This is a genomic window from Mesorhizobium sp. M0227 (genome assembly GCF_040321855.1).
In the GTDB taxonomy this organism is placed as follows: Bacteria; Pseudomonadota; Alphaproteobacteria; order Rhizobiales; family Rhizobiaceae; genus Mesorhizobium.
In genome coordinates, this window is the sequence record NZ_JAMYSJ010000003.1 from 159,674 (window position 1) to 176,017 (window position 16,344).

General features: G+C 62.5%; 15 protein-coding genes. 7 read left to right on the plus strand and 8 right to left on the minus strand.

What is annotated here, in order from left to right:
- Positions 1–19 precede the first annotated feature (19 nt).
- Together NKJ00_RS06385 and NKJ00_RS06390 are read right to left on the minus strand one after the other, a co-directional pair.
- Positions 20–472: a hypothetical protein gene (locus tag NKJ00_RS06385; protein WP_023811860.1), complete on the minus strand. Its 453-nt coding sequence runs from the start codon at positions 470–472 to the stop codon at positions 20–22.
- Positions 473–712: 240 nt separating this feature from the next.
- Positions 713–1,549: a hypothetical protein gene (locus tag NKJ00_RS06390; protein ID WP_352629199.1), complete on the minus strand. Its 837-nt coding sequence runs from the start codon at positions 1,547–1,549 to the stop codon at positions 713–715.
- Between the two features lie 367 nt (positions 1,550–1,916).
- Here NKJ00_RS06390 and glmM point away from each other — a divergent pair, with 367 nt between their 5' ends.
- The 5 genes from glmM (at position 1,917) to serA (ending at position 8,406) form a co-directional block, all read left to right on the plus strand.
- Positions 1,917–3,269 (plus strand): phosphoglucosamine mutase, encoded by a 1,353-nt coding sequence (gene glmM / locus NKJ00_RS06395; RefSeq protein WP_023811863.1) that lies wholly within the window; start codon positions 1,917–1,919, stop codon positions 3,267–3,269.
- A gap of 270 nt (positions 3,270–3,539) precedes the next feature.
- Positions 3,540–4,376, plus strand: a complete 837-nt coding sequence (locus NKJ00_RS06400; RefSeq protein ID WP_352629200.1) for an outer membrane protein — start codon at positions 3,540–3,542, stop codon at positions 4,374–4,376.
- A 210-nt stretch (positions 4,377–4,586) separates the two neighbouring features.
- Entirely contained in the window at positions 4,587–5,360 is a 774-nt protein-coding gene (locus NKJ00_RS06405; protein WP_023811865.1) for an outer membrane protein, read from the plus strand.
- Positions 5,361–5,561: 201 nt separating this feature from the next.
- Complete coding sequence (locus NKJ00_RS06410; protein WP_023811866.1) at positions 5,562–6,737, plus strand: phosphoserine transaminase; 1,176 nt, start codon at positions 5,562–5,564, stop codon at positions 6,735–6,737.
- A 67-nt stretch (positions 6,738–6,804) separates the two neighbouring features.
- Positions 6,805–8,406 carry a phosphoglycerate dehydrogenase gene (gene serA / locus NKJ00_RS06415; protein WP_352629201.1) on the plus strand — a complete coding sequence of 534 codons (1,602 nt, stop codon included), beginning with the start codon at positions 6,805–6,807 and terminating at the stop codon, positions 8,404–8,406.
- Between the two features lie 48 nt (positions 8,407–8,454).
- On the opposite strand, the gene NKJ00_RS06420 is transcribed toward serA, so the two are convergent.
- Positions 8,455–8,919, minus strand: a complete 465-nt coding sequence (locus NKJ00_RS06420; RefSeq protein WP_352441038.1) for a DUF2231 domain-containing protein — start codon at positions 8,917–8,919, stop codon at positions 8,455–8,457.
- A 152-nt stretch (positions 8,920–9,071) separates the two neighbouring features.
- The gene (locus tag NKJ00_RS06425; RefSeq protein WP_023811869.1) at positions 9,072–9,977 is read right to left on the minus strand and encodes a DMT family transporter; all 906 of its coding nucleotides are present in this window, start codon (positions 9,975–9,977) and stop codon (positions 9,072–9,074) included.
- A gap of 208 nt (positions 9,978–10,185) precedes the next feature.
- On the opposite strand from NKJ00_RS06425, the gene NKJ00_RS06430 reads away from it, so the two are divergent.
- Positions 10,186–11,484 carry an adenylosuccinate synthase gene (locus tag NKJ00_RS06430; protein WP_352629202.1) on the plus strand — a complete coding sequence of 433 codons (1,299 nt, stop codon included), beginning with the start codon at positions 10,186–10,188 and terminating at the stop codon, positions 11,482–11,484.
- Between the two features lie 75 nt (positions 11,485–11,559).
- Positions 11,560–13,209: a hypothetical protein gene (locus NKJ00_RS06435; RefSeq protein WP_128305511.1), complete on the plus strand. Its 1,650-nt coding sequence runs from the start codon at positions 11,560–11,562 to the stop codon at positions 13,207–13,209.
- 29 nt (positions 13,210–13,238) lie between these two features.
- On the opposite strand, the gene NKJ00_RS06440 is transcribed toward NKJ00_RS06435, so the two are convergent.
- Genes NKJ00_RS06440 through NKJ00_RS06455 form a run of 4 tightly spaced genes read right to left on the minus strand, consistent with a single transcriptional unit; the run spans position 13,239 to position 16,320 of the window.
- Positions 13,239–13,538, minus strand: coding sequence for a CcdB family protein (locus tag NKJ00_RS06440; protein WP_127297430.1), 300 nt, complete (start codon positions 13,536–13,538; stop codon positions 13,239–13,241).
- On the minus strand, positions 13,538–13,780 hold the full coding sequence (locus NKJ00_RS06445; protein WP_128305512.1) for a type II toxin-antitoxin system CcdA family antitoxin: 243 nt from the start codon (positions 13,778–13,780) through the stop codon (positions 13,538–13,540). The genes NKJ00_RS06440 and NKJ00_RS06445 overlap by 1 nt, the downstream gene beginning before the upstream one ends.
- Positions 13,781–13,838: 58 nt before the next feature.
- Positions 13,839–15,659: an ABC-F family ATP-binding cassette domain-containing protein gene (locus NKJ00_RS06450; protein WP_023814295.1), complete on the minus strand. Its 1,821-nt coding sequence runs from the start codon at positions 15,657–15,659 to the stop codon at positions 13,839–13,841.
- A gap of 1 nt (position 15,660) precedes the next feature.
- Positions 15,661–16,320, minus strand: a complete 660-nt coding sequence (locus NKJ00_RS06455) for a thiamine diphosphokinase (protein WP_352440955.1) — start codon at positions 16,318–16,320, stop codon at positions 15,661–15,663.
- Positions 16,321–16,344: the final 24 nt, after the last annotated feature.

The following is a 16,344-nucleotide window of genomic DNA, read 5'->3' on the forward strand; positions in this document are numbered from 1 at the left end:
TCTTCAGATGTCTTGTCGCTCAGCTCTTCAGCTTGGCATTGCACAGGCTGTAATAACCGCCGCCCTTCTGGATCCAGCGAAGGCCGTTCAACGTGCCCGCGTCCTTGTTGCCATGGTAGCCCTGGAGACAGGTCTTCATGCGCGCCTTCGCGGGCTTTTCGGTCTTGAACTCGGCGGCCAGCGTGGTCGGGAATGTCACGCCCGCGGGCGCTACAGTGGGGGCGACCGCCGCGCTGGTTTCCTTTTTCGTCTGCGGCTCGGTTTTGACCGTATCCTCGCTGACACTGTCCGCTGCTGATGTCGCGCACTTCTCCTTGCGAAAAGCCGTCCAGTCCATGCCGTTCAGAGTGCCGCCTTCCTTGGCTGTTCGATAGGTCTCGCCGCATTCCTTCATCGTCAGTGCGCTTGCGGGGGCGACGCTCCAAGCGACAAATGCGGTCGCAGCCAATACCGCCAATTTCAAACTGTGCATAAGACCCTCCTGGTTGATGATAAGTTTGACGTCTTTTTGTATATGGTTTGTTCTTTATATGTTCAACAGAATCTTTTCGGACTACCGATGAGCTTGGCGGTGGGCAGTGTAGGCGAATTGATGATGCCAGCAGCCCGGCGACATGCAGATGCGAGCAAGGCAGTGTGCGTCTTCGCGCAACAAAAAAGCCCGCGCATCTTGCGATGCGCGGGCCTTTGTTTGGAGACTATGGCTAAGCGATCAGCTCTTCAGCTTGGCGTTGCACAGGCTGTAGAAGCCGCCGCCCTTCTGGATCCACTTCAGGCCGCCAAGCGCATTGGCGTCCTTGAGGGCATAGTACTGGTCGAGGCAAGTGTGCATGCGGCCTTTACCGGGGGTCTCGCTGGCATATTTAGCCGAGATCGCGGACGGGAAAGTGACGCCCTTGGGTGCGGCCGTGGTCGGCTTTGCCGGCTCCTTGGTGTAGCTCGCCTCGTCGGCGGCCGGCACGGTGTCGTCATCCGAGGCGCCGGTACCGCATTCGGCCTTGCGGAAGTCGTTCCACTTCATGCCTTTCAGCGTGTTGGCCGTCTTGGCAGCCTGATACTTGGTGCTGCATTCGGCCATGCTCAGGCCCTTGCCGTCGGCGGGAGCCGCGGCTGCCTTGGTGGCTGCCGGCTTGGCGGCGGCAGCGGCGGATGCACCGGCGGCGCATTCGGACTTGCGGAAGTCGTTCCACTTCATGCCGTTCAGCGTGCCGGCAGCCTTCGCCGCCTGGTATTTGGTGCTGCATTCCTTCGCCGTCAGGCCCTTGGCTGTGCTGTCGTCCGTCGCGGCGGCAGCCTTGGCAGCCTTGGCCGGCTTCGTTTCCGCGGCCTTCTTGGTGTCGGCTGGCTTGGCGTCGGTGGTTGCCGAGGCATCGGTGCCGCATTGAGCCTTGCGGAACTGATTCCAGGTCGCTCCGGCAAGTGTCCCCGCATCCTTGGCGGCGTTATACTTCGTGCTGCACTCGGCCATCGTCAGTGCGTTGGCTGGCGCGGCCAGGAACAAGGTCGCGACGGCGAGGCCGGTCAAAGTGGCAAGTCGGTGGATGAGCATAGCGTTTCTCCGTTGCAGCAGCCCATGATACGTCCCTGCAAATCAATAACGCTCAACGGGCGGTTGCGCCAGATGCTAAGTGGCGTATATATCGCCGAAGACCGGTTTCTCCCGATAAGGTGATGAAATCGTTGTTTGTTGCCTGGTCCAAAGCAAGATTTTGCTGGTGCATCCGCGCTGAAAGGCTCGCATGACTTGTATATTGCAACATGGCAGTCTGGGCATGTCAGGTTGCGGCCACATGTGTGCAGTGCACAACAATGGTTTTCTAAGGATTGGTAACGTATAATCACACAATGTGATCATAGCGCCCTGGCCAATTGTGGCATGACGTGCCGGGGAAGAAACGTCGAGGAAGCTGACTAGCATGGCAGGGAATTATTTCGGCACGGACGGCATTCGCGGACGCGCCAACAAGTTTCCGATGACGGCTGAAATCGCGATGCGGGTCGGCATGGCCGCCGGCCTTTCCTTCCAGCGCGGCAGCCATCGACATCGTGTCGTGCTCGGCAAGGACACCAGGCTTTCCGGCTATATGATCGAGAATGCCATGGTCGCCGGTCTTTGTGCCGCCGGTATGGACGTGTTCCTGCTCGGCCCGATCCCGACGCCGGCTGTCGCCATGCTGGTGCGTTCGCTGCGCGCCGATATCGGCGTCATGATCTCGGCCTCGCACAACCCCTATTACGACAACGGCATCAAGCTGTTCGGACCCGACGGCTATAAGCTCTCCGACGAAATCGAGGAGCGCATCGAGAGCATGCTCGACAAGGATATCGAACTGGCGCTCGCCGATTCCGACGGGCTTGGCCGCGCCAAGCGCGTCGACGGCGTGCATGACCGTTACATCGAATTCGCCAAGCGCACCTTGCCGCGCTCGATGTCGCTCGCGGGCTTGAGGATCGTCGTCGATTGCGCCAATGGCGCGGCCTACAAGGTGGCGCCCGAGGCGCTGTGGGAACTGGGCGCCGAAGTCGTCGCCATCAATGTCGAGCCCAACGGCTTCAACATCAACAAGGAATGCGGCTCGACCCATCCGGCCGGCCTGCAAAAGAAGGTGCACGAAGTGCGCGCCGACATCGGCATCGCGCTCGACGGCGACGCCGATCGCGTCGTCATCGTCGATGAAAACGGCGCGATCGTCGATGGCGACCAGATCATGGCGCTGATCGCCGAATCCTGGCACCAGAGCGGGCGGCTTGCGGGCGGCGGCGTCGTTTCGACGGTGATGTCCAATCTCGGCCTCGAGCGCTTCCTCGGCGGCATGAAGCTGCAATTGCACCGCACCAAGGTTGGCGACCGTTATGTCGTCGAGCATATGCGCGCGCATGGCTTGAATGTCGGCGGCGAACAGTCAGGTCATATCGTGCTGTCCGATTTTTCGACGACCGGCGACGGCCTGGTCTCGGCGCTGCAGGTGCTGGCCTGCATCAAGCGGCAGGGGCGGCCGGTCAGCGAACTGTCGAAAAAGTTCGAACCGGTGCCGCAGCTTCTGAAGAACGTCCATATTTCCGGCGGCAAGCCGCTCGAGGAGGCGCCGGTCAAGGCCGCCATCGAAGACGCCCGTAACCGCCTCGGCAAGACCGGACGGCTGGTTATCCGGCCATCAGGGACAGAACCGCTGATCCGCGTGATGGCCGAAGGCGACGACCCGCAGCTGGTCGAGTCCGTCGTCAACGGCATCGTTGAAGTCATCTCGGAAACGCGCAGCGCCGCCTGACCCCAGCGCGTCCAGCAGGACGTGGATCGGACAACCAGGCGCGCCGCGCTCCCTTAACCGGTCCAAGGCCCGCCCCTCGGCGGGCTTTTTCTTGTCAGCCGCCACTTTTTTCGGTGTCCGTAAATCTCGCGCCAATCCCTAGAGTTTCGAGATTCGTGGTTAAGCAACAGGGTTAAACGCCTTTTAACCTTTGCAATTCATTATCCACGACTGAAAGCCAATCGCATTTCGGACGGATTCGCCGTTCCGAGCTTCTCAGGGGTGACAAGCATGTTCAATACAGCAAGAAAGGTCCTGCTCGCCTTCCTGTTCGCAGGCCTGGCAGGACCGCTGTTCGCAGCCGACCTGCCGGAACCGATGGTCGAAGAGGCTCCGCCTCAGGCTGTCTACGAGCAGCCGGTCGAGGTCGGCGGCTGGTACATCCGCGGCGACATCGACTATCACAAGTCGACCGTGCGCGGCATCGACTATATGACCTACACCGTCGATCCCTGTAACTGTACGGTTACGCCCGGCACCAGAAGCTTCGATTTCGGCAAACTCAAGGGCGGTTTCTCGCTCGGCGCCGGCGTCGGCTACAAGATCAACGATCACTTCCGGACCGATTTGACCGCCGACTACTGGTTCAAGTCGAACTTCAACGGGGGCACCTCGGACATCAACGGTACTTCGACCGAAGTATCGAAGATGAGCGCCCTGTTGCTGCTGGCGAATGCCTATGTCGATCTCGGCACCTACCATGGCATCACGCCTTACGTTGGCGCCGGCATCGGCGGCGCCCGCGTCAAGTGGGATGATGTCTACGACCCGAACACCACCGAGTTCAATCCCGGCAGATCAAGCTGGCGTTTCGCCTACGGTCTGATGGCCGGCGCTTCGTACTGCCTGACCGACAAGATCATTCTTGATGCCGGCTACCGCTTCTCCCATATTCAGGGCGGCCGCATGTTCGACTGGAACATCACCAGCTCCGGTCCCGGCTTCGACCGTGGCATCAACACGCACGAAGTGCGCGGTGGCCTGCGCTACCAGTTCGGTGGCAGCAATGGTTGCGCCGCGCCGGTCGTGGCCTACCAGCCCGAACCCGAGCCGATCTACACCAAGTAACGCCATCTACATCACTTGAATTCTTCGAAAACCGTCCGGCCTCAAGCCGGGCGGTTTTTCGTTTGGGCCGCCTGGAATCGACAGGGGAAATGAATTCGCTAACGCTCTGTTAGCCTTAACCGGCACTTAACCACTATGGTTAACAATGCTCCTTGAAACGATGGCTGCCGCTGCGATTGCGGGCTGCGCCAAATTCGGGAGTCGGGGACCATGAAACTTACATCGCGTATGGCGCTGGCGCTCGGTGCACTAGCCCTCCTGCCGCTGACGCCGGTGCACGCGGCCGATTATGACCCGCCGATCTATGTCGACCAGGCGCCCGACTACGTCCCGGTCGAGGTCGGTTCCGGCTGGTACCTGCGCGGCGACGTCTCCTATCTGGCGCAGAAGAGCTTCAAAAATGAGGATTTCGCCTTCACACCTTCGCCACCTGCAAGCTTCAGCGACAAAGAAGATCCGATCTTTGCCAGCATCGGCTTCGGCTACCATTTCAATGACTATCTGCGCGCCGACCTCAATCTCGGCTATCTGCCTGGCAACGAGATCGGCGTCGGCTATGACGATTCAGCGACTGCGGCAGAGCCGACCGTGGCGTCGGCATCCCTGAAGAACTACGCCTTGTCGGGCATACTCAACGGCTATGTCGATCTTGGCACCTATGTCGGCATCACACCCTATCTCGGCGCCGGTATCGGGGTCGTCCGCAGCAAGCGCAGCCTGTCGGCAAGCTATTTCACCGACAATGGCGACGACACGGACGATTTCGCCGTAAGTGACAGCAAGACCCAGTACTCGCTGGCCTACACGCTGAATGCGGGCCTCGCCTATCAGGTATCGAAGAACGTTTCCGTCGACCTGGGCTATCAGTATTTCTCCGCCCCGGACGCTGAATATGTGACGGCTGAGAGCCTGACCTCCTATCCGGTCAAAAAAGGTATCAGCAACCATCAGGTCAAGCTCGGGCTGCGCTACGATCTCTGGTAGGCGCGGCGAGCACGAGGTTCAGGACGGCGGATCTTCGGGGTCCGCCGTTTGCGTTTGAAGTCACGACATCCCGATCAGGGATCGCCGGTATCCCGGCAGCGACAAAAACTTTCCTCTTGACGCCCGAAGCCTGAACGCATATCGCCGTCCGTGGGCCACCCCTCCCCAACGAGGGGCCACTATCTGGAAGGATAGACCACGATGACGACGCATACGAAGCCCGGACTCCGTCCGGCAAACCCCAATTTTTCCTCAGGTCCCTGTGCAAAACGTCCCGGCTGGTCGGTCGAGGCGCTGAACAATGCCGCGCTCGGCCGTTCCCACCGCGCCAAGATCGGCAAGACCAAGCTCGAACAGGCGATCGAGCTGACGCGGGAGATTCTCCAGGTCCCGGCGGGTTATCGCATCGGCATTGTGCCGGCGTCGGACACCGGTGCGGTCGAGATGGCGCTGTGGTCGCTGCTCGGCGAGCGCGGCGTCGACATGGTCGCCTGGGAGAGCTTTGGCTCCGGCTGGGTCACCGACGTGATCAAGCAATTGAAGCTCGCCGATGTGCGCAAGATCGAAGCCGGCTACGGCGAACTGCCTGATCTTACCAGGATCGATTTCGACCGCGATGTGGTCTTCACCTGGAACGGCACCACGTCGGGCGTGCGCGTGCCGAACGGCGATTTCATTCCCGCGGACCGCAAGGGCCTGACCGTCTGCGATGCGACTTCCGCCGCATTCGCGCAGAGGCTCGACTTCGAAAAGCTCGATGTCGTCACGTTCTCCTGGCAGAAGGTGCTGGGCGGCGAGGGCGCTCACGGCATGCTGATCCTGTCGCCTCGTGCCGTCGAGCGGCTGGAGACCTACAAGCCTTCATGGCCGCTGCCGAAAATCTTCCGCCTGACTTCGGGCGGCAAGCTGATCGAAGGCATCTTCAAGGGCGAGACCATCAACACCCCCTCGATGCTGTGCGTCGAGGATTACCTCGATGCGCTCAACTGGGCGAAGTCGACCGGCGGCCTCGACGCGCTGATCGCCAGGGCGGATGCCAATGCGGCCGTCCTCGATCGCTTTGTCGGCAAATCCTCCTGGCTCGGTCATCTCGCCGTCCAGCCGGCGACACGGTCGAACACGTCCGTCTGCCTGTCCTTCACCGATCCGGACGTGTCCGAGCTCGACGCCGACGGGCAGGCGGCTTTCGCCAAGGGGCTGGTGTCGGTGCTCGACAAGGAAGGCGTCGCCTACGATATCGGTGCCTATCGCGACGCACCGCCCGGCCTGCGCATCTGGTGCGGCGCGACGGTCGAGACGTCGGATCTGGAAGCGCTGCTGCCCTGGCTCGACTGGGCCTTCGCCGCACAGAAGGCGTCGCTCAAAGCGGCGGCCTGAGATCATTCGCGGCGGCCTCCGGGCCGCCCATTCCCATCAGGATCAAATCCATTTCAAGGAGGTCGCCATGGCGCCCCGCGTTCTCGTCTCAGACAAACTCTCCCCCACCGCCGTGCAGATATTCAAGGATCGTGGCGTCGAGGTCGACTATCTGCCCGATCTCGGCAAGGACAAGGAAAAGCTCGCCGAAGTGATCGGCCAGTATGATGGCCTCGCCATCCGCTCGGCGACCAAGGTCACCGAAAAGCTGATCAACGCCGCTACCAATCTCAAAGTCATCGGCCGCGCCGGCATCGGCGTCGACAATGTCGATATCCCGGCGGCAAGCCGCAAGGGCATCATCGTGATGAACACGCCGTTCGGCAATTCGATCACGACGGCCGAACATGCGGTGGCGATGATCTTCGCGCTTGCCCGCCAGATACCGGAAGCCAACGCTTCGACCCATGCCGGCAAATGGGAAAAGAACCGATTCATGGGCGTCGAGATCACCGGCAAGACGCTGGGCGTCATCGGCTGTGGCAACATCGGTTCGATCGTCGCGACGCGCGGCGTTGGCCTCAAGATGCACGTCATCGCCTTCGACCCGTTCCTGTCGGACAGTCGTGCCGAGGAGCTTGGCGTCGACAAAGTCGAGCTCGACGAACTGTTCGCCCGCGCCGACTTCATCACCCTGCACACGCCGCTGACCGACAAGACGCGCAACATCATCGATGCCGCGGCGATCGCCAAGATGAAGAAGGGCGTGCGCATCATCAATTGCGCACGCGGCGGTCTGATCGTCGAGGCCGACCTGATCGCGGCGCTGAAGAGCGGCAAGGTCGGCGGCGCCGGCGTCGACGTCTTCGAGGTCGAACCCGCCGAGAACAACGAACTGTTCGGCATGGAGAATGTGGTGGCGACGCCGCATCTCGGCGCCTCGACGACGGAGGCCCAGGAGAATGTCGCGCTGCAGGTCGCCGAACAGATGGCCGACTATCTGATCAAGGGCGCCGTCTCCAACGCCATCAACATGCCGTCGATCACCGCCGAGGAGGCGCCGCGGCTGAAGCCGTTCGTCAAGCTTGCCGAGGTGCTCGGCGCCTTCGTCGGCCAGGTCACCGAGGATCCGATCAAGGAGGTCGAGATCCTGTTCGACGGCTCCACCGCGACGATGAACACGCGCGCGCTGATCAGCGCCGCACTCGCCGGGCTGATCCGGCCTCAGGTCTCGGACGTCAACATGGTGTCGGCGCCGATCATGGTGAAGGAGCGCGGCATCATCGTCGCCGAGGTCAAGCGCGACAAATCGGGCGTGTTCGACGGCTATATCAAGCTGACCGTGAAGACCGAGCATATGACGCGTTCGATCGCCGGCACATGCTTCTCGGATGGCAAGCCACGCTTCATCCAGATCAAGGGCATCAACCTTGATGCCGAGGTCGGCCAGCACATGCTCTACACCACCAATGCCGACGCGCCGGGCATTATCGGGCTGCTCGGCACTGTCTGCGGCGAGAATGGCGTCAACATCGCCAACTTCCAGCTCGGCCGCAACCGGCCGGGCGGCGATGCCATAGCGCTGCTCTATCTCGACGCGCCGTTCCCGGAAGCCGTGCTGGAAAAGGTCAAGGCGCATAAGTCGATCGACTCGGCCAAGCGGCTGCAGTTCGACGTCAACGCGATGTGATCGAGGACAGGGGTCGCCCTCGTTGAACCGGCCGCCGCGGCGGCCGGTTCAGGTCAACTCGTCCGAGCCATCGGAGACACCCACGCGATGTCGGTAGACCAGTTCCCAGCCCTTCCAGCCCGTAAACAGCAGGATGAGAACCACGATCAGCGATAGGACGAAGCCGGTTGGCATCACGGCCGCCGCTCCGCCCGCATACCGCGAGTACCAGTTGTAAAGCTCGATCAACACGACGAGTACATTGCCGCCGGCATGGAGCCATGCCGTCGTGAGATTGCGGATCTGAACATCGCCGAGAACATCCGTCAGGCCAGCAAGCGCAGCCAGGGCAGCCATGATCAGGCCTGCGCCGAGAAGCCAAAGCGACCCGGTGACCCATCCGGGATCGGCTGTTCGCCAGAAGATAAGATCGCAAACGAAGGTGCCGACGAAAAAAGCAATCGGAAACGGAATCAGCATGGGATGGATAGGGTGACCAGCGATGCTTGCCGTGCTGCGAGGGTTGTGGCTCATCATGTCGCCTCCCTGCCGTTCAAACTCCGCTGGAGGTGAAATGTTCCAAGTGGGGACGCGGCAGGGTTTATGCCGCCGTTCCGCGGCCATTGGCGAAGTCCAGGCCGTTCGCGTGAATTGCCGCGACGGCGGAGGGCGTCAGCCGCCACATGTCATCCGCGGTGGTCCGCCAACGCCATCTTGCGCCCGCTGTATTCGGCAAGTCCGATGCCGCCCAGCACGAGCACCAAAGCCAATGCCTGATAGAGGTGGAACGTCTCGCCGACGATCAGCACCGATAGCAGCGTGCCGAAGATCGGCACCAGATTGATGAACAGGCCGGCGCGGTTGGCGCCGATCAGTTCGTTGCCTCTGATGTAGAAGATCTGCGAAACGACGGAGGCGCCGATCGCCGTATAGACGATGACGGTCCAGCCGCGCGCGTCGGGCATGATGACCTTGCCGGCGACGACCTCCCACAGGAAGAACGGCAGCGAAGTGACGAGTGCCGCAACCGACAGGGCCAGCATCAGGCTTTGCCAATGCATCACTGGTTTCAACCGCAGTCCGACCGAATAGCCGCTGTAGAGAAACACGGCGACCAGCATGATGGCGTCGCCGAAATTGAGTTCCAGCGTCAACAACCGGCGCGGGTCGCCATGGCAGGCGGTGAGGATCACGCCGGCGATGGTCAGCACGACGCCGACAATCTGAGCCCAGTTCACGCGCAGGCGGAAGAAGACGAAATTGGCAGTCATGATCAGGATCGGCATCGCCGCCTGTTCGATCGAGACATTGATCGCTGTCGTGTAGTTGAGCGCCGTGTAGAAGATGGTGTTGAACAGGGTGAAGCCGCTGGCGCCGAGGGCGACCAGCACGAACCAGTGCTTGCGGACGACCGGCCAGTCCTTCTGGATGGTCTTCCAGCCGATGGGCAGCATGATCGCCACGGCCAGAACCCAGCGCAGGAAGACCAGCGTCATCGGCGAGACGTGATCGACCGCCAGCTTGCCGGCCACCGAATTTCCGCCCCAGAGCAAGGTGGTGAGCAGCAGGAATATGTAGGCGCTTCGATGCATCGCGGGATTCCAGTCGCCGGAGCTGCGGTGTTTGCCGGCCTATTGCCCTCGCTCGCCCAAGTAAATGATGTCAAAGCCGAAAATTGTTGTGCCTCAGGGCATTTTCGACGGCAAAGAAAGGTCGCGCTCGCGAGGTCTTGACGTTATAGAGGCCTGTCGTTTCGAACCATATTCAAGCCGCTTGGCGGCGTCTCAAGGGAAAAGAAACATGGCCAATGTGGTGGTCGTCGGCTCGCAATGGGGTGACGAAGGCAAGGGCAAGATCGTCGACTGGCTGTCGGAGCGCGCCGATGTCGTGGTGCGTTTCCAGGGCGGCCACAATGCCGGCCATACGCTGGTCGTCGACGGCAAGGTCTACAAGCTGTCGTTGCTTCCGTCGGGCGTCGTGCGCCAGGGCAAGCTGTCTATCATCGGCAATGGCGTCGTGTTCGACCCGCATGCTTTCGTCGCCGAGGTGGCCAAGCTCAAGGCGCAAGGTGTCGAAGTGGCGCCGGATCGCCTGAAAATAGCCGAAAACACAGCGCTTATCCTGTCCCTGCATCGGGAGCTGGACGGATTCCGTGAGGACGCCGCATCCAATTCCGGGACGAAGATTGGCACGACCCGTCGTGGCATCGGCCCCGCCTACGAGGACAAGGTGGGCCGGCGCGCGGTCAGGGTGATGGACTTGGCGGATTTGGAAACACTGCCCGTGAAGGTTGACAGGCTGCTGACGCACCACAATGCGCTGCGTCGGGGGCTTGGCCATGCGGAAGTCACGCATGACGCGATCATGCAGGAACTGACCTCGGTCGCCGACGACATCCTGCCCTATATGGACCGGGTCTGGAAAATCCTCGACGACAAGCGCCGGGCTGGCGAGCGTATCCTATTCGAGGGCGCGCAGGGCACGCTGCTTGACATAGACCACGGCACCTATCCATTCGTGACCTCGTCGAACACGGTTGCCGGACAGGCTGCCGCCGGCTCCGGCGTCGGCCCAGGCGCCATCGGCTATGTGCTCGGCATCACCAAAGCCTATACGACACGCGTCGGCGAGGGTCCGTTCCCGACCGAGCAGAAGAACGAGGTCGGCGAATTCCTCGGCACGCGCGGCCATGAATTCGGCGTCGTCACCGGCCGCAAGCGCCGCTGCGGCTGGTTCGACGCGGTGCTGGTACGCCAGGCCGTCGCTGTCAACGGCATCAAGGGCATCGCGCTGACCAAGCTCGACGTGCTCGACGGGCTGGACGAGATCAAGGTCTGCACAGGTTATCGTCTCGACGGCGAGATGATCGATTATCTGCCGGCCAGCCAGGGCGCGCAGGCACGTGTCGAGCCGGTCTACGAGACGCTCGAGGGCTGGAAAGGCACCACTGCCGGCGCGCGCAGCTGGAACGATCTGCCGGCCCAGGCCGTCAAATACGTCCGCTACATCGAAGAGCTGATCGGCGCCCCGGTCGCACTCCTTTCCACCAGCCCCGAACGGGCCGACACGATACTTGTGACCGATCCGTTTCAAGACTAGTTTCTGAAGCCTTTCCGGGCATCGCGGCCGATTTGCGGGGGCCGGCGCGGAAACAAAATACAGGTCGACTGAAGCATGGCAGATTACGTTGCTATTCTGAAAAAGGCGCTCGGCAAGCATGGTGACGAGACGCCGGAAAAGCGTACGCGCATCTATGCCAGCGTTCGCACCATGCTGGCGAAGAAGCTTGAGGAATATTCGCCGCCGCCGGCCGCCGAAGCCATAGCCACGCAGATGCGTTCGCTGGAAGACGCGATCGCGAGTGTCGAGCGGGACTATGCCAAGAGCCTGCCGGAGACCGATCCGCTGGCGGAGCTGGAACACATCTTTTCGTCGATCGATCGCAACAAGAATCAGCCAACCCATACACGGCAGCCGGCCAAGGCCGAATCAGCCTGGCCGGCACCGCCCGCTGCAAAGCCTGAATCTTATCAGCCCGCGCCACCACCTGCCGCCAAGGTCGAGCCGAGCTGGCAAAGGGCGACGCCGGCGCCTTCCCAGCTGGCTCGCGCCGACACGCCTCTTCCAGGTATGGATGCCGACGAGGAGGAGGACGAGGCCGATGTCTTTTCCAGCGACGAAGAGCCGGTGTCGGATACCTTCCAGCGCCTGCGTCCCGCCGAGCGCAAGCGCAGCTATGGTGGGCTGATCGCGGCCGTCGTCGCTCTTCTGGTCGTAGCCGGCGGCGGCTACGGAATCTGGCTGAACAAGGACGCCTTCGGCAAAATGCTTGGGTTTGGCGGCAATCAGGTCGCCAAGACCGAGCCGGTGAAACCAGCGCCTGCCAAGCCGGCAACCGATGCCGCGGCAACGCCTCCGGCGCCCGCGGCTGGCGGCACGGAAGCCGAAAGCACGAAATTCACGCAGCGGCTGACGCCGCAGGGCAGTGAAGTCGACCCGGGTCCGGCCGGTGGCCAAAGCGGCATCGGCGAAGGCGAATCGGTCGCCGCGCTGACCACGCCGCCCTCGGCGACGAACCCACCGGCGATTTCCGCTCCGGCCGCAGGCACACCTGCCGCGGCAGCGCCCCCCGCTACAGGTGCCGCCCCCGCAACACCGCCTGCCAACGGAGCTGCCCCGGCAGCGCCAGCCGATGCTGCCGGCACGCCGACCGCACCGGCCGGCGCCGCGCCGCCCGCCACGGCAGCTGCGCCTGCGGAAGCCGCTCTGCCTGTCGGCCAGAAGGCGATCTTCTATGAGGAGCGTACCAGCACTGCCCAGGGTTCCGCCGAGCCCGGCAACATCGTCTGGTCGCTGGTGCAGGAATCGCCCGGTGGCGACCTGCCGCCGGAGCCGGCGATCCGCGCCGAGGCCACCATTCCCGGCAAGGACATCCAGTTGCGCATGACCATCCGCCGCAACACCGACCAGACACTGCCGGCCAGCCATATCATCGAGATGATCTTCCTGACGCCCGACGGTTTCGAGGGCGGCGGTGTCGACAACATCCTGCGCGTCGCCATGAAGGGTTCGGAGCAGGATGCCGGCAGCCCGTTGATCGGCATTCCGGCCAAGATCGCCGACGGCTTCTTCCTCGTCGCGCTCAACGATACCAAGGCCGACGAAGACGCCAACATGACCCTGCTTCGCGGCCAGGACTGGATCGACGTACCGGTCGTCTACAAGACCGGACGGCGGGCACTGCTGACCATGGAAAAGGGCATTCCCGGCGAGAAGGTGTTCGACGAGGCAATCAAGGCCTGGCAGGCGAAGACGGCGGGCTGAGAAGGAAGCCGGCCCGAAGCCTCGTTGACTCAGAAGCCCTGGAACAACATATCGAGCGCGGCGACGATGTCGTCGTGGTGCCGGGAGAGATTTCCCTCGGCATCCGGCAATTCAGAGGCCATCAAGGCTGACATGAACTGCGTGACCATTACATGATCTTTGCCATCGATAGCGAAGGTCGGATTTAGTCGGCGGCCCGGAACCGGTGCTATGTTGGGCGGCATCAACGGAATGACGACTCTTGTGCTCAGTCCTTCAAGAAGGTCGGACTGAACATCGAGAAAATAGCCGCCGCCTTCAGCATTCCGATAAAGATCGTAACGTGCCATCAAAACAGCCGGTATTTGGCTAATGGCAGTCCGTTGCGCCTGACATATTCATTGGAGCTTTCAATGGCTTCTTTGTTTTCCTCTTGCCATCGACGCGTCTTTTCCGCCGCAATCGCTTTCGCGATCCCCGCCTCGGCGGCACGGGAAATGTTGATGCCCAACGCTTTCGCGTCGCTGATCAACTGGGAATCGATGGACGTGTTGACGGATTGCCGTTGAGGTTTTGACGTCGATTGAAGCATGGAAATCGCTCTCTTTTATGCGCATAATGTAGGCGCATAAAAGTTCACACACAATCCCTTACCCTTCCATCTCCTCGCGCAGCATCTCCAGTTCCAGCCACTCTTCCTCCAGCGCCGCCAGCGTGGCGCGCTCCTTGTCGAGGGCGGCGATGGTTTTCTGGAAGGAGGCCGGGTCGCGCTCGTAATAGGCCGGATCGGCGATGTTGTTCTCCAGCCTTGAGATCGAAGCCGTCACAGCCTCGATTTTCTTGGGCAGCGATTCCAGCGCGAATTTCTGTTTGAACGACAGTTTCTTCGCCGGCCCCTTTGGCGCGGCCGCTTCACTTCTGGTCGTCACTGGCGCTTCGCCGTTTTCGGCCTTCGCACGCGCCTTGCGGTCGTCCAGCCTGGTGCCGCCGCGCTGCGCCAGCATGTCGGAGTAGCCGCCGGCATATTCGATCCAGCGGCCTTCACCATCCGGCGCGATCAGGCTGGTCACGGTGCGGTCGAGGAAATCGCGATCGTGGCTGACCAGGATGACGGTGCCGGCAAAGCCGGCGACCAGTTCCTGCAGCAGTTCCAGCGTCTCCATATCGAGATCGTTGGTCGGCTCGTCGAGCACCAGAAGGTTTGCCGGCCGCGCCAGCACCCGCGCCAGCAAGAGCCGTGCCCGTTCTCCGCCGGACAACTCGCGCACCGGCGTGCGTGCCTGCTCCGGCTTGAACAGGAAATCCTTCATGTAGGAGACGACGTGGCGCTGCTCGCCATTGATGACGAGGTTCTCGCCGCGCCCGTCGGTGAGATATTGCGCCAGCGTCTCCTGCGGGTCGACCGCCTCGCGCTTCTGGTCGAGCGTGGCGATCTCCAGATTGGTGCCGAGCCGCACCGAACCGGCGTCCGGCTTCATCTCGCCGGTCAGCATCTTCAAGAGCGTCGTCTTGCCGGCGCCGTTCGGCCCGACCAGGCCGACGCGATCGCCGCGCTGGATGCGGGTCGAAAACCCCTTGACCACGGTGAGATCGCCAAAGCTCTTCTCGATGTTCTTCGCCTCGATCACCAGCTTGCCGGACTCGGCGGCGTCGCTCGCCACCATGGTCGCCGACCCTTCGGCACCGCGATGGCCGCGAAAACGCTGGCGCATGGTCTGCAACTCGCCGAGCCGGCGCATGTTTCGCTTGCGCCGCGCCGTCACGCCGTAGCGCAGCCAATGCTCTTCGCGAACGATCTGGCGGCCGAGTTTATGCTGCTCGCGCTCTTCTTCCTCCAGGACCAGGTCGCGCCATTCCTCGAAATGGCCAAAGCCCTTGTCCAGCCTGCGGGTCTGGCCGCGATCGAGCCAGATGGTGGCGCGCGACACACGTTCGAGAAAGCGGCGGTCGTGCGAGATGACGATCAGTGCCGAGGAGGTGCGGATGAGTTCTTCTTCCAGCCATTCGATGACCGAGAGGTCGAGATGGTTGGTCGGCTCATCGAGCAGCAGGATGTCTGGCTCCGGCGCCATCACGCGGGCAAGGGCAGCACGCCTCGCCTCGCCGCCCGACAGATCATTCGGACGTTCCTCACCCGACAGTCCGAGATGCTCCATCAGATAGCTGGCTCGGTAGGGATCGTCGGCGGGGCCAAGCCCGGCCTCGACATAGGCGCGGACGGTGGCAAAGCCCTCCATGTCCGGCATCTGCGGCAAATAGCGGATAGTTGCCGAAGGCTGGCGGAACACCTCGCCGTCCTGCGGCTCGATCAGGCCAGCGGCGATCTTCAGCAGGGTCGACTTGCCCGACCCGTTGCGGCCGACCAGTGCAATCTTGTCGCCGGCCGAAGCCGTCAAGGCGGCGCCGTCGAGCAGCGGCGTGCCGCCGAAGGTCAGTTTTATCCCGTCGAGGTTGAGAAGAGGCGGGGCCATGTCAGCTTTCAGGTAAGGGATAGGGATGAGCGAGCAGCATCGCGCGGCCATGGCCGAGCGCGATTTCGAGGCGGCCCCCGGTCTTGTCGGACTTGACCTCGTTGGAGATGGTCAGCGACGAACCGAACGCCACCTTGACGTGGTTCAGCGGCCATTTGGCGCCGGTGACGGTCAGGCCGGCGAGCTCGGAAAAGCCGAGCACCGAAAACAGCGTGCCATCGGCATAGTCGAAGCCGGCCGTTCCGCGCAGCAGCGGGATGCCTTCCTGGGCGCCGCTGGTCAGGAGCACATCAGTCCCGGCCTCGGCCAGCCGCAGGGCAAGCGCCAGATGCAGGAAAGCGTGGTCGGCGCGCTTGCCGCCGAAAGCACCTGCGAGCACCAGGCGGGTCGCGCCGCGCTCGAGTGCGGCGGCAATGGCCAGTTCGCCATCGGTCTGGTCCTTTTCCGCCGGGAAGGTCCGGCGCGGCACGGAAGCGAGATCGTCAGGCAGCTCGGCTGGCACGGAATCGAAATCGCCCACCCACAGTTCGGGCACGAGACCCAGCAGCCGCGCATGCCCGATGCCGGCGTCGGCGGCGATGACGCGGGAGCCTTCGGCCTGGCGGTCGAGCCGTGGCGTGCGGATGAGATCGCCGCCAAGCAGGATGGTGAATGTGCTCATATCGTGTGGCCCTTACCAGCCCGG